7 protein-coding genes are annotated in these 13,635 nt (G+C 71.4%); 4 read left to right on the top strand and 3 right to left on the bottom strand.

Translation table 11 applies throughout. The features are described from left to right. Positions 1 to 767: hypothetical protein (locus tag CCO02nite_RS12385; protein ID WP_222593199.1), on the top strand; the 767-nt coding region annotated here is incomplete at its 5' end. A 5-nt stretch (positions 768 to 772) separates the two neighbouring features. Further along, positions 773 to 1,144 (top strand): hypothetical protein, encoded by a 372-nt coding sequence (locus tag CCO02nite_RS12380; RefSeq protein WP_146843453.1) that lies wholly within the window; start codon positions 773 to 775, stop codon positions 1,142 to 1,144. A 489-nt stretch (positions 1,145 to 1,633) separates the two neighbouring features. Here CCO02nite_RS12380 and CCO02nite_RS12375 read toward each other — a convergent pair whose 3' ends face one another. Further along, positions 1,634 to 2,815 carry an acetoin utilization protein AcuC gene (locus tag CCO02nite_RS12375; RefSeq protein WP_146843452.1) on the bottom strand — a complete coding sequence of 394 codons (1,182 nt, stop codon included), beginning with the start codon at positions 2,813 to 2,815 and terminating at the stop codon, positions 1,634 to 1,636. A 174-nt stretch (positions 2,816 to 2,989) separates the two neighbouring features. Here CCO02nite_RS12375 and CCO02nite_RS12370 point away from each other — a divergent pair, with 174 nt between their 5' ends. After that, positions 2,990 to 4,363 (top strand): TrkH family potassium uptake protein, encoded by a 1,374-nt coding sequence (locus CCO02nite_RS12370; RefSeq protein ID WP_146843451.1) that lies wholly within the window; start codon positions 2,990 to 2,992, stop codon positions 4,361 to 4,363. Further along, positions 4,356 to 5,048, top strand: a complete 693-nt coding sequence (locus CCO02nite_RS12365) for a potassium channel family protein (protein WP_146843450.1) — start codon at positions 4,356 to 4,358, stop codon at positions 5,046 to 5,048. The genes CCO02nite_RS12370 and CCO02nite_RS12365 overlap by 8 nt, the downstream gene beginning before the upstream one ends. Positions 5,049 to 5,163: 115 nt before the next feature. Here CCO02nite_RS12365 and CCO02nite_RS12360 read toward each other — a convergent pair whose 3' ends face one another. Next, on the bottom strand, positions 5,164 to 8,796 hold the full coding sequence (locus CCO02nite_RS12360) for an immunoglobulin-like domain-containing protein (RefSeq protein ID WP_146843449.1): 3,633 nt from the start codon (positions 8,794 to 8,796) through the stop codon (positions 5,164 to 5,166). 117 nt (positions 8,797 to 8,913) lie between these two features. Next, a complete protein-coding gene (locus CCO02nite_RS12355) occupies positions 8,914 to 13,593 on the bottom strand; it encodes an alpha-L-arabinofuranosidase family protein (protein ID WP_146843448.1) in 4,680 nt (1,559 codons plus the stop codon). Positions 13,594 to 13,635: the final 42 nt, after the last annotated feature.

The following is a 13,635-nucleotide window of genomic DNA, read 5'->3' as shown; positions in this document are numbered from 1 at the left end:
CCGGGCTCATGTGGGACGGCTCCACAGCCGGGTACCGCTACACCCACCAGGGCACCAGCGGCGGGTACGTGGAGAAGCTCGACATCTCTGGGAGCACGGGCTCGGCGATCACCCTGACCAACACCACCAGGCTCTGGGCCGCGGGCAACCCGCACCCCACCCCGGGCATGGTCGCGCAGGTCAACACCGCCAAGTCCAACGGGTACTACCGCCAGTACGACCAGCAGCAGCCGTTCACCGCATCGCAGCTCGGACACCTCGCCCTCGACATGATCGGCCTGATCCCCGGCATCGGGGAACCCGCCGACGCGATCAACGCCGGCTGGTACGCCGCCGAAGGCAACTGGGTCGACGCGGGATTCTCCGCAGCAGGTACCATCCCCATGCTCGGCTGGCTCGGCACCGCAGCCAAATGGGGCAAACGGTTCGTCAAAGCAACAAATACCGGCACCGCACTGGTCAAGTACGACGCGGACTTCGCGGTGGGGCAACTTACTGCGGGCGGGCGAGCCACGGCGTCACAGCTTGACGAGTTCGGGGCAGCCCAGGGGTGGGCTCGCAGTAAGACGCCGACAGGACCGGTCAAGTACACCGACGGGAACGGTGTTGTGCGGGTGACGATCAAGCAGGGCAGTCCCCGGACCCCCGGGAGCGGCGGTCCGCACGTCGAGCTCAGGAATCCCGACGGGACCAGGATCGACCCATTCGGGAACCCGGTGTCGAGGACCAGCCCGGGCAACCACACCCCGATCGTGTGGGATTGGTGATCGCGATGTCTGACTACTGGAGCATCCTCGGCTTCGAGGGCCTCTACCTCGAGGACAGTTGGGTGCTAGACATCACCGCGCGGCCGGGGGTTCTGGAGTTCGTAGTCGACCTGGTCCTCCGCGAGTCTCATCCTCGGTACGAGGCGCCGAAGGTTGGCGAGCAGTACTGCCATCGCCGAGGTGTCCTTCGATTCGAAGGCGTGTCGTCGCTGAGGTGGGAAGGGCAGGGCTCGGTGCCGGCGACCGACGCTACGGGGGAACAGGACTACGGATCGGTTGACGCCCTGCGGGTGACCGACGACGTCTACACGGTCGAGGGCGACTTTGGTCGCATCGTGGTGGCGTCCGCGCCGCCATCCGTCGAGTTCCCAGGTTGATCGCAGTGCCACGGGACGTGCGCGGTGGCTGGCGGGTCTGGGCCCTGCTCTCGTGTCCGCCGCTATGGCGGCTCTTCGCGGTTCGTGGTGAGGACGGGTCGTCGCGTCGGTGAGATGTTGAAGGCTCGTGGCCTGCTGGGATGGGTGAAGTGCCTCAGGCTCTCTGCCGCTCCTGTGCGGGTTGAACCTGCTCGGCGAGAGCAGCGTGGTGGTCGTCGGAGGGGACTGCCGCAGGTTTTGATGACACTTCGAGTTGCTTGCGGTCAGGCCGCTGAGGCGGCCGGCCACTATCCGGACCGCTTCTGCTTCGTCCGCCCGATCCTTGCGGTCGGCGAAGACCGGGGGCAGCAGGTCGTGGAGCAGCTGCGGGTCCGGGTGCCCGGGAAGGAAGTCTCCGCGTTGCTGTCGCGCCGGGAGTAGTCCAGTCGAGTCCGCCTGTGACCGTAGGTACTCAAACCAGTCGGCCAGCCACCACCGGCGGAATCGGGGTCAGTCGTAGTCCGTGTCGAGGCCGAGCAGCGGGAAGACCGCGGCCCGGGTCGCCCGCACGACCCGGTCCAGGTCGTCGGACGGGTCGTAGCCCGCGCTCCACGGTCGGAAGGTCGCGGTGGCGCCGTCGGACATCGTCGGGGGGCCCGACCGGCCGTAGCGGTCGCGGACGAGGTCGGACCACGTGGCGGGGACGGGGGTCGCCGGGTCGACGGGACGGTGCACGACGATGCCGAGCAGGTGGGTCCACGCGCGCGGCACCACGTCGATCACCGCGTAGCCGCCACCGCCCAGCGCGAGCCAGCGCCCGCCCGCGACCTCGTGCGCCAGGTCGTGCAGCCGCTGCGCGACCAGGCGCTGCGCGTCGACCGAGACGCGCAGGTGCGTGAGCGGGTCGAGCAGGTGCGAGTCGCAGCCGTGCTGCGTCACCAGGACGTCGGGCTCGAACGCGCGCACGACGGCCGGCACCACCGCGTCGAACGCGCGCAGCCACCCCGCGTCCCCGGTGCCCGAGGGCAGCGCGATGTTGACCGCCGTGCCCTCGGCGCCCGGGCCGCCGACCTCGCGCGGGTGGCCGGTGCCGGGGAACAGCGCGTGCCCGGTCTCGTGCAGCGACACCGTGAGCACGTTCGGGTCGCTCCAGAACACGTCCTGCACGCCGTCGCCGTGGTGCGCGTCCACGTCGACGTACGCGACCCGCCGCGCGCCGGCGGCCTGCAGCGCGCGGATCGCCACCGCGGCGTCGTTGTACACGCAGAACCCCGATGCGGCGCCGGGCTTGGCATGGTGCAGCCCGCCCGCGACGTTGACCGCGTGCTCGACCTGACCCGACCACACCGCGAGCGCCGCGTCGACCGAGCCCTGCACCACCCGCGCCGCCGCGGCGTGCATGTGCGGGAAGACCGGGTCGTCGTCGGTGCCCAGGCCGCGCTCCAGGTCCAGCCGGCCGTGCTCGGCGGCCGCGTGCACCGCGGCGACGTAGAGCGGGTCGTGCACCGTGTGCAGCAGCTCGTCGGCGGCGGGCTCGGCACCGACGCGCTCGACGTCGTCGCCTGCGAGGACCGCGAGCGACTCGGCGAGCCGCATCGTCAGGTCGAGGCGCTCGGAGGTCATGGGGTGGCCGTGGCCGAAGTCGTAGCCCAGCAGCTCGGGCGCCCACACGACCCGCACGCGCCCCGTCATCCGCCCACCCCAACACACGCGACGCGCCGTGTCGATCACGCGGAGGTTCCGATCCGCGCGTCGGTCGTCCGACCGGCGGCGGTGTGCCGCGCGCTCCACCAGGTGAGCCGTCCGGACGGACGCGCCGCGCCGTGCCAGAGTGGGCGCTGCAGGCCGGCGACGTGGGGAGGTGGCATGGCGCGGGGTGCCGCAGCGTTCTGGCGCAGCCGCGAGCTCGTCGATCGCCTGGCCCGCCAGTCCCCGGCCCGGTTGGCGCTCGGCGTCTTCCTCGGCGTGATCGGGCTCGTCACGGTGCTGCTCGAGGCCCCGTGGGCGACGGCCCACGGCGGCCGGGCGCCGTTCATCGACGCGCTGTTCACGGCGACCTCGGCGACGACCGTCACCGGCCTGGTCGTGGTGCCGACCGGCTCGTACTGGTCGACGTGGGGCCAGGTCGCCATCCTCGTCGCGATCAAGGTCGGCGGCCTGGGCGTGATGACGCTCGCGTCGCTGCTCGGCATGGCGGTGTCGCGCCGGATCGGGCTCACGCAGCGGCTGCTCGTCTCGTCGGAGACGAAGACGACGCGGCTCGGCGAGGTCGGCTCGCTGGTGCGCACCGTCATCATCACCTCGACGACGCTCGAGCTCGCGATCGCGCTCGTCCTGCTCCCGCGGTTCCACATGTACGAGGAGGACTGGGGCACCGCCGCGTGGCACGCGGCCTTCTACGGCGTCTCGTCGTTCAACAACGCGGGCTTCGTGCCGACGCCCGAGGGGCTCGCACCGTTCGTCTCCGACTGGTGGGTGCTGCTGCCGATCATCGTCGGCGTGTTCATCGGCTCGCTCGGCTTCCCCGTGATCCTCAACGTCGCGCGAAACCTGCGCGAGCCGCGTCGCTGGAACCTGCACGCCAAGCTGACCATCACGACGAGCGTCGCGCTCGTGGTCGCCGGCTCCGTGATCGTCGCGGCGTTCGAGTGGACCAACCCCGCCACGTTCCGCGACCTCGACCCGTCCGCCACCGCGCTGGCGTCGCTGTTCGCGGGTGTCATGCCGCGCTCGGGCGGCTTCTCGACGGTCGACGTCGGGCAGATGCACGAGAGCACGTGGCTGCTCACCGACGCGCTCATGTTCGTCGGCGGCGGGTCCGCGTCGACCGCGGGCGGGATCAAGGTCACGACACTCGCCGTCATGCTGCTCGCGATCGTCGCCGAGGCACGCGGCGACCGCGACGTCGAGGCCTACGGGCGCCGGATCTCGCGCGACACCCTGCAGGTCGCGATCGCGGTCTCGCTCATCTCCGCGACGTTCGTGCTCATCGCGTCGCTGCTCCTGCTCGCGATGACCGGGCTGAGCCTGGACGTCGTGCTGTTCGAGGTCATCTCCGCGTTCGCCACGTGCGGACTGTCCACCGGCATCACGCCGGACCTGCCGGACGCGGCCAAGTACGTGCTCACGGTCCTCATGTTCATCGGCCGGACGGGCACGATGACGCTTGCGGCGGCGCTCGCGCTGCGCAACCGTCGTCGGGTGATCCGGCTCCCGGAAGAAAGGCCGATCATTGGCTGACTCGACCCGCACCAGCGGCGCCCCGCGGACGCCCAAGAAGGACTCCGGCGTGCTCGTGATCGGCCTCGGCCGGTTCGGCTCGGCGATCGCCGCGACGCTCGACCGGCTCGGCCAGGACGTGCTGGCCGTCGAGCGCAGTCCCGAGCTCGTCGCGCAGTGGGCGGGCCGGATCGCGCTCGTCGAGGCCGACGCCGTCAACCCGGAGGCGCTCGAGCAACTCGGCGCGCGCGAGTTCCCCGTCGCGGTCGTCGGCGTCGGGTCCTACCTCGAGGCGTCGGTGCTCATCACCGGCAACCTCGTCGACATCGGCGTCCCCCAGATCTGGGCCAAGGCCGTCAGCGCCGAGCACGCCCGCATCCTGCAGCGCATCGGGGCGCACCACGTGGTCCTGCCGGAGGCCGACGCCGGCGCGCGCGTCGCGCACCTGGTCTCCGGCAAGCTGCTCGACTACATCGAGGTCGAGGACGGCTTCACCGTCGTCAAGATGCGACCCCCGAAGGAGACGCAGGGCTTCACGCTCGCGCAGTCGAAGGTCCGCGAGCGGTACGGCGTGACCGTGATCGGCGTGAAGAGCCCGGGCCTGGACTTCCAGTACGCGGCGCCCGAGACCCGCATCTCGCAGAACGACATCATCATCGTCTCGGGCCACGCCGACCTGCTCGAGCGCTTCGCCGCCCGCCCCTGACGACCCGCGTCGCAGGCGCCTACGCGTCCGGTGCCGGACAGCGCCGCCAGTCGAGGGCGACAACGAGCGGCAGGGCCGCGGTGCCGGTCCCGGCGGCACCGCGGCCTGCGCTCGCCTAGCTCCGCACGACCAGGCGAGTCGTTCCGGTCGAGGCCGTGACGGTCCCCGATCCGGCGTACGCGATCTTCACGGTGTAGGTGCCCGCCGCCAGCGCCGGCAGGGTCAGGGTGACCTTGCCGCCCGAGCCGAGCGTGGCGACCTTCGTCGCGACGGTCGTGGTGCCGCGGGTGACGGTGACGCGGACCTTGCCGGTCACGGCGACGCCCGTCGTCGCGACGACACGCACGTTCGCGGTCGCCTTCTTGCCGGCACCCGGTGACGCTGCCGTGACCGACGTCATGGTGGGCGCCTTGACGACCTTCACGGTGAGGGCCTTCTGCGACCCGGTGAACCGCGCGTCACCCGCGTAGACCACGGTGAGACGGTGCGTCCCGACGCGCGGCTTGGCGAGGGTCACGGTGGCCCGGCCGTTGACGAGCACCGCCGAGCCCAGGACGGTCGAGCCCTCCAGGACGCGGACCTTCCCGCTCGGGACGCCGCCCGAGCCGGTGACGGAGACCGCCACGTTCGGGTAGGTCCCGTACGTCGCCGTCGCCGGGGCGACGGCGACCAGCTTGCTGGCCACCGGCTCGGTGCCGGCCGCCGGGACGACGGCCGCGTTGACGACCTCGGTGTTGCCCGCGACGTCGAGCGCACGGTACTGGACCGTCGTCGCCGCGGTGCCGACGGTCACCGGACCGGTGTAGGCGGTCCAGCCACCCGTCGTGCGGTACTCGGTCCGGGCCACGCCCGAGGTCGAGTCGGCCGCGCGGAGCGTGACCGTGCGGGCGTCGGCGTCGACGGTGGCGCGCGAGACCGGCGCGGTGCCGTCCACGTGCACCGTGAGCCCGGCCGGCGTCGCGCCGGTGCGACCCGTCGTGTCGGTGGCCCGCGCCAGGACGGTGTGGACGCCGTCGCCGGCGACCGTCACCGCACCCTCGTCGCCCGCGGTGGTGACCCAGTCCGCACCGTCGAGCGCGACGTCGACGGACGCGACGCCGGACGGGTCGGTCGCGGACGCGGTGACGTCCACCGCGGACCGGTACCAGCCCGCCTCGCCGTCGGGCGCCTCGTCGGCCACCAGGTCGACCAGCGGGTCCGTGTCGTCCGTGACGACGACCGTGACCTGCGCGCGCACCGCGGAGCCCGCGGCCACGACACCCTCGACGACGAACGAGCCGGGGGCGGCGTACGACGCCGGGTCGACCGCGTCCCAGGCGACCGGGGTCGACCGGGCCGAGCCGTCCGCGTAGTGCACGTTCGCCGTCGCCGGCAGCGTGGGCGCGACACCCTGGGCCGTGCTGACCCGCTGCGGGTCCGCCGACTCGACCAGCAGGTCGGGCTGGTAGGCGGTCAGCAGCGCGTCGTACTCGGCCTGCGTGACCGGCAGGACCGTGCCGTGCCGCGGGCTGCTGGGCAGCTCCGCGTCGGGCAGCGAGGTCCACGTGCCCGAGGCGATGTCGGTCGTCGTGAACGCCATGTAGCCCCGGCCGTTGTGGTAGCTCGGCTGGTCGATGAACAGGTACCAGGAGTCGCCGTCGTTGGCCTGGAAGGCCGTCGGGCCCTCACCCTGGGTGAACGTCCCGCCCCACGGGTTGGCCTGACCGACGCCGACCCTCTCCTTGACGAGCTGCCAGCCCGAGTCCGGCGACGAGGTCGTCGGCAGCGTGCCGGAGACCGTCGCGAGCAGGTCCGTCGACCTCTCCTGCCGCACCGTCATGGACCCCTCGTCCTTGACGAACCGGTAGAACGTGTCGCCGTCCTTGACGACGGTCGCGTCGATCATCCCGAGGCCGGTGCCGCGCTTGACGTCGATCCAGGGCTGCGGCTCCGAGAACGTCACGAAGTCACGCGTGGTGGCGTACATCATGCGGTTGTAGGTCGTCGTGTAGCTGCGGCCCGCCGTGGTCGTCGTCGGGTACAGGTTCGACGCCCAGTACACGACGTACGCGCCCAGGTCGTCGTCGTAGAACGCCTCCGGGGCCCACGTGTTGCCCGCGAAGTCCGACGAGACCTTCACGTGCCGCTGGTCGGACCAGTGCACCAGGTCGGTCGACTCCCACACCTCGATGTAGGTCGACCCGGTCTGCTGCGCGGTGGAGAACGAACCGCCCGGGTAGATCTTGAGGTCGGTGGCGAGCAGGTAGAACTTGTCACCCTCGGGCGAGCGCATGATGAACGGGTCGCGCAGGCCCAGCTCGCCGAACGACGAGGTCAGCACCGGCTCGCCGTCGTTGAGGTCGTCCCACGCGGTCGGGTCGTCGCCCTGCGAAGCGCCGAGGTAGATCGACTCGCCGTCCGCGGTGCTCTCGCCCTCGAAGTACGTGAACACGTACGCGTCGGTGTCGAGCGCCGCCGGCAGTGCCGGGACGGTCGCGGTGAACGTGCGCGTGTCGGTCACGACGCCGTGCGTGCCCGTGGCCGTGAGCTGCACGGTCGCGGTCGGCTCACCGTGCGCGGGCCGTGTCACGACACCGGTCGCGTCCACCACCGACGGGTCCGACGAGGACCACACGAACGTCGAGCCGTTCGCGCCGGTCACGGGCAGCGTGAGGTTGCCGCGCGCGTCCTCGAGGTTCGGTACGGCGATCGCCGCGAGGTCCTCCGCTAGCAGGCCCTCGTCGTCGGGCAGCGCGACGACCGTGACGACGAAGTCGTGCGTCGCGGAGGCCGAGCCGCGGGTCACGGTCGCGGTGAGGGTCACCGTCGCGTCGCCCTGGGCCGCCGTGGGCCGGGTCACCGCACCCGTCGTCGAGACGACCGCGGGACCCGACGACGACCACGAGACCGTGGTGCCCTGCGTGCCCGTGGTCGGCAGCGTGAGGTTCGTCGTCACCGCGGAGGTGTCCCCGAGCGTGAGTGCGGCCGCCGCCGCGGTTGCCGCGGGCTGCGCGACGTCCGCCGCGAGCTCGGTGCGCTCCGACTCGGTCAGGGTGCGGTCGTAGATGCGGAAGTCGCGGATCTTGCCCTTGAACGAGCTGTCCCCCGACCACGGCGAGCGGCCGAGGATGTTGAACGTGCCGCCGTTCGTGATCTGGCTCGGCTTGACGGTGATCGCGTCGTTGCGCGCGACCTCGACGCCGTCCTCGTACAGCACGGCCGAGCCGGGGGCCGCCGTCGTGCCACCGTCGATCGTGTAGGTGATGTGCCGCCACTGGTTGGTCGCGATCGCGCCCGGGCGGATCGTGTTGAGCTCCCCGCTGCCGGCCGCGGTGATCGCGGCGCGCATGCGCTGCTCCCAGTCCCAGCCGTTCATGAAGATGTACTCGCCGTTCGAACCCGGCGCGTTGCCGAGGCTGAAGATGAAGTAGAAGCCGCTCAGGTCGGAGTCGACCCACACGTCGTAGTCGATCGTGATGTCGTCAAGGCCGGTCAGCAGGCCGTTCGGCAGGGCGACCGCGTTGCCGCTTCCCGCCGAGCCACCGGTGAACGTGAAGCCGTCGCCCGCGTTCCAGGCGGCCGTGCCGGACACGGTGCCGTCGCGGCCGTTGCCCGACGAGTCGACGGCGACGCTGCCGCTCGTCTCGTCGAGCTGCCAGTGGCCCACCAGGCCCTGGTCGACGGCTGCCGTGGCGGGGGTCGCCACGAACGCCGTCCCGAGGGCGACCGCGGCCGCGGCCGCGCTCCCCCAGATACGTCGAGCTCTCATCGGACACTCCTTCTGTGGAGAAAGGTCAGAGGTTCGTCAGTGGTTCGCGAGGGGCCGCCGCACGGCGACGACCCGGGCGCGGGCCGCGGCTGGGAACGCCGCGGCCCGCGCCGCAGGTCAGGACCGCACGACGAGCGACGTCGTGGCCGACGAGCCGGCGACGTTCGTCGAACCCGCGTAGGTGGCCTTCACCGTGTAGGTGCCGGCCACCAGACGAGGCAGCGTGACCTTCGCCTGGCCCGCGGAGCCGAGCGCGCCCGTACGGGTCGCGACGACCTTGGTCCCCTTGGTGACGACGAACGTCACCGTCCCGGTCGCCGTCGCGCCCGTCGCCGTCGTGACCTTGGCGGTCACGGTCGGGGCGGTGGCGGCCCGGACCGACGGCGCCGTGACGCCCGTCCGGGACGTCGTGCGCACGACGGTGAGCCTGACGGTCGTCGTCGAACCCGCGAACCGCGCGTCACCGCCGTAGGAGACGGTGAGCGTGTGCACGCCCGCCGCGAGCGTGGTCCGGACCGGGACGGTCACCCGGCCGTTCGCCAACGTCCCGCTGCCGACGAGCCGCGAGCCCTCGAGCACGCGCACCCGGCCGGTGGGCGTGCCCGACGAACCGGCGACGCCCGCCACCTTCACCACGACGGAGCGCGAGGCGCCGTACGCGACCTTGGCCGGCTGCGCGACCGCCGCGGTCGTGGTCCTCGCGAGCACCACACCCGCCTTCGGCACGACGACCGAGCCCTCGGTCTCCACGTTGCCGACGCCGTCGACCGCGCGGAAGGCGATCGTCGTCGCCGCCGCACCCACGACCACCGGGGCCGAGTAGGTGCTCCACGCGCCGGACGAGCCCGCGCGGTACTCGATGCGGGCCACGCCCGCACCGTCGTCCGCCGCCCGCAGGGTCACGGTCCGCGCCGTGGTGTCCACGACCGCGTTGGAGACCGGCGACGTGGCGTCGACCTTGACGACGAGCGTGCTCGTCGTCGAGACGTTGCCCGTCGCGTCGGTGACCCGCGCCTGCACGGTGTGCGTGCCGTCGCCGGTGACCTGCACCGACGCGGTCCCGCCCGCCGCGCTCACCCAGGCCCCGCCGTCCACGGCGACCTCGACAGTCGCGACCGCGCGGTCGTCGGAACCGGTCGCGGTGACCGTGACCGGCTGCGCACGCCAGCCGTTGACCGCCGCGCCGCTCGCGGTGAGCGAGGCGACGCTCGGCGCGACCGTGTCCGGGGTGTGCAGCCGGACGAACGTGATCGAGTACGCCGGGAAGTCGTACGAGAAGTCGCCCGACACCCCCGTGACCGTGCGCTCCACCGGGACGAGCCTGTTCGGGTCGGCCTTGGTGTTGGTGTCGGTCGGCATGCCCGAGATCTCGGTCACGGTCGCCTCGTCGGCCACCTCGACGTTCGAGGTACGGATCTGCGTGCGCTGCACCGCGTCGGACGTGTTGACGACCTTCACGACGATGTCGCCCGTCGAGATGTCCCGCGTGACGACCTGGTAGACGTCGGCCGGCACCTCGTCGTCGTAGGACATCTGCAGCACGCCGTCCAGGTACAGCTCGATGTGCCGACCGTCGACGACGACCTTGAGGTCGTACTGCTGACCGGTCACGACCGAGCTGTTCTCGACCGCGGCGACCTCGTTGGCCGAACCCCCGGCCGCCTTCTGCAGGGCCTGGCGGGTGTTGTTCCAGCCGCCGACGTTCCACCAGTAGAAGCTGTTCGAGCCGGTGGCCGCGAACCCGACGAGGAAGCCCTCGCTGCCCGCCGTCTTGGTGGCCTTGAGCTCGAGCGTGTAGTTGCTCCAGTCCTTGGTGTAGGCCCCGGTGACGATCGAGCGGGCGTCCGTGACCGACGTCGACGACTGGCGGTACTGGCCGTTGCTCACGGCCCACGTCCCGGACTGGGGCGTCCACGCGCTCGCGTCGGTGAAGCTGTCGGAGAACAGCACGTCGTCGGTCTCGTTGTCGGTCACCATGACGTCGTCGTAGTTCGCGGCCGTCGACCACGTCGACAGGAACACACCGCCGGACAGGTCCGGCACCGACTCGGCCGACGCGGTGTACGCGCTCGGCACGACCTGGTCACCCTTGTTCGTGCCGAACAGCTTCTGCACGTAGTAGTTGACCGAGCCCCACGACTCGTCGTTGTCGTACCAGATCGCGTCCGGCGACCACTGCACGTAGCTCTCGTTGGCCAGCAGCGGCGCGTAGGACGCGAGCTTGACGACGTCGGAGTTGCGCTCCAGACCCGTCATGTAGGACGCCTCGGACAGCGCGTTCCACAGCGTGTTGCCCTGCGACGCGTACTCGCCGAGGAACACCTGGGGTCCCTCGCGGTCGTACGAGTCGTAGCGGTCGTTGTTCGTGAGGAACCAGTCCGGGCTGTTGTAGTAGTGCTCGTCGACGAGGTCGACGTCCTGCTCCCGGTTGAAGTCCCAGAGCGTGTCGAACCGCGTGCCGGTGTCGTCCGGACCGGAGTTCGAGATGATCTGGACGTCCGGGTACGCCGCCGCGACCGCGTCGCGGAACTTCGGGAAGTTCGCCTCGAACGTGGTCGTGTTCTCCTCGTTGCCGAGGCCGATGTAGCGCAGACCGAACGGCTCGGGGTGGCCGAGCGACGCGCGCACGGCGCCCCACTGCGTCGTCACGTCGCCGTTCGCGAACTCGATCAGGTCGACCGTGTCCTGGACCCAGCGCGCGATCGTCGCGTCGTCCTTCATCTCCGGGACGGTGCTGCCGCACCCGTTGGCGCCCACGGACAGCACGGGCAGCGGCGTGGCGCCCAGGTCCTCGGCGAGCTCGAAGTACTCGAGGTACCCGATGCCGTAGGACTGGTTGTAGCCCCAGAAGTTGTAGTTCGTCGCCCGCTCCTCGACGGGACCGATGGTCTCCTTCCACTGGTACGTGCGCTTGCGGTCGGTGTAGCTCGACTCCTCGTAGGAGCGGAACGTCCCGACGTTGGTCACGCAGCCGCCCGGGAACCGGACGAACGAAGGGTCGAGCGCCGCGATCTTCTCGGCCAGGTCCTTGCGCAGCACGGACTTGCCGTTCACCGCGCCGACCCACGTGTCCTGCGGGAACAGTGAGACCTGGTCGAGCCGCAGCGTGCTCGCGGCACCCGCGAGCACGGCCAGCCGGCCGGCATCGCTCGTCGCGTCCGCCGTGAGCGTGACCGTGTACTTCTTCCAGGCGTCCGAGCCGTCGATCGCGACCGCGGCGCCCGCGAGCACCGTGGTGCCCGCGGTGTTCTCCACCTGCACGGTGAGCGTCTGGGCGACGGCGCTGCGCGCCCACACCGAGAAGTCGTAGGACGCGCCGGCCTCGACCGCGACGCCGTTGTTGTAGCCGGCGTTGCGGATGCCCGCACCCGCACCCGCGGCCGTGAGCTGCAGGTAGTAGCGGTTGGTGTCGTTGAGCCGTTCGATGTCGGTCTTGACGACGGCCGACGAACCCGCCCCGGAGCCGCGCGTGAGGGTCTCCCACGCCGTCATGCCGGTGAACGACGAGTTGTCCGAGGTGTTGAACTCGAACGACCGGTTGCGCACGAGCTCGGCGTACAGACCGCCGTCGGCCGCGTAGTTGATGTCCTCGTAGAAGATGCCGTACAGGTCGTCGGAGATGTCGATGCTCGTCGCGTCGCCGTCGATCGTGAGCTCGCCCTCGCCCTGCGCCTGGTACTCGAGCGTCAGCCGCACCGCGTCGCCGGCCGCGCCCAGCGTGAGCACGCCGTCGGCGCCGAGCGTGACGTAGGCGGAGTCGTCCGCGAGACGCAGCACGAGCTTGCCGCCGCCGGCGTCGGTGAGCCGCAGCGCCACCGGCTCGTCGCCCTCGGCGCCGAGCGCGAGGTGGTCGTCCGCGAGCACGACCGGCGCACCCTCGCGCGAGGTCAGCGTGATCGCGCCGTCACCCGCGTCGGCTGCGACCAGCCCGAGCACGTTCGTCGGGCGCACGTCCGTCAGCGCGAGCGCGTCCTCGTCGCCGACGAGGTAGCGCGGGCCGGACGCGGCGTGCAGCGTGAACGGACCGGTCGGGGTGGTGTCGGCGCCGTCCGCGGCGGTGAGCCCGAACGAGTCGAACACCGCGGTGTGCGTCGTGCCGTCCTGGGCCGCGAGCGCGTAGAGGCCGACCGCGGTGATGTCGAACGAAATCGTCTGCGAGACGGTGTCGACCCAGTCCGTGCCGTCCCAGAGGCTGACGGTGATGACGTCGCCCGAGCGCGAGAGCTTCAGCGTCTCGCCGGTCGAGTCGGGGCGGTCCTCGAAGTCGACCGCCGCGAAGCTGCCGGCGGACTCGATGTCGGTCTCGACCGCCCGCGCCGAGGGCGACAGCGACGTGCCGACGTAGGTGAGGCCCGCGCGCACGTAGTTGTCCATGTCCGACCAGGCGATCAGGCCCGCGCCCTGGTACACCTTCGAGACCGGTGCGCTCAGCGTCGTCACCGCGGTGAAGTCACCGTTCGGGACGTCGACCATGAAGACGTTCTTGGCCGTGTTGGCGGTCTGCCACGTGTCGCCCGTCTGCGACGTGAGCGTCAGCGCGCCGGGGTTCGAGCTCAGCGACCACGCTGCGGCGGCCTCGTTGGTGATCGACCAGCGCGCGTCGAGCGTCGACGCGTCGAACGTGTCGGTCCAGTCCTGGTCGGGTGGTGCCGCGGCCGCCGCGGGCGCCGTGACGGCGACCCCTGCCACGACCAGTGCGAACGCCGTCAGACCCGCGACCCGGCGGGCCGTGCGCGCTCTTGGACGCGGGTGCCCGACGATCTCGGCACCCCCCGGAGCGTGTGCCATCATCGTCATTGCTTCCTACCTCTCCCAGGTGTGGCAGCGAGAGCCGGACGA

Origin of the sequence: Cellulomonas composti (assembly GCF_007990245.1) — a bacterium.
In the GTDB taxonomy this organism is placed as follows: domain Bacteria; phylum Actinomycetota; class Actinomycetes; order Actinomycetales; family Cellulomonadaceae; genus Cellulomonas; species Cellulomonas composti.
The sequence above is the reverse complement of the archived record's forward strand: the minus strand, read 5'-3'. Positions and strand labels throughout refer to the sequence as shown.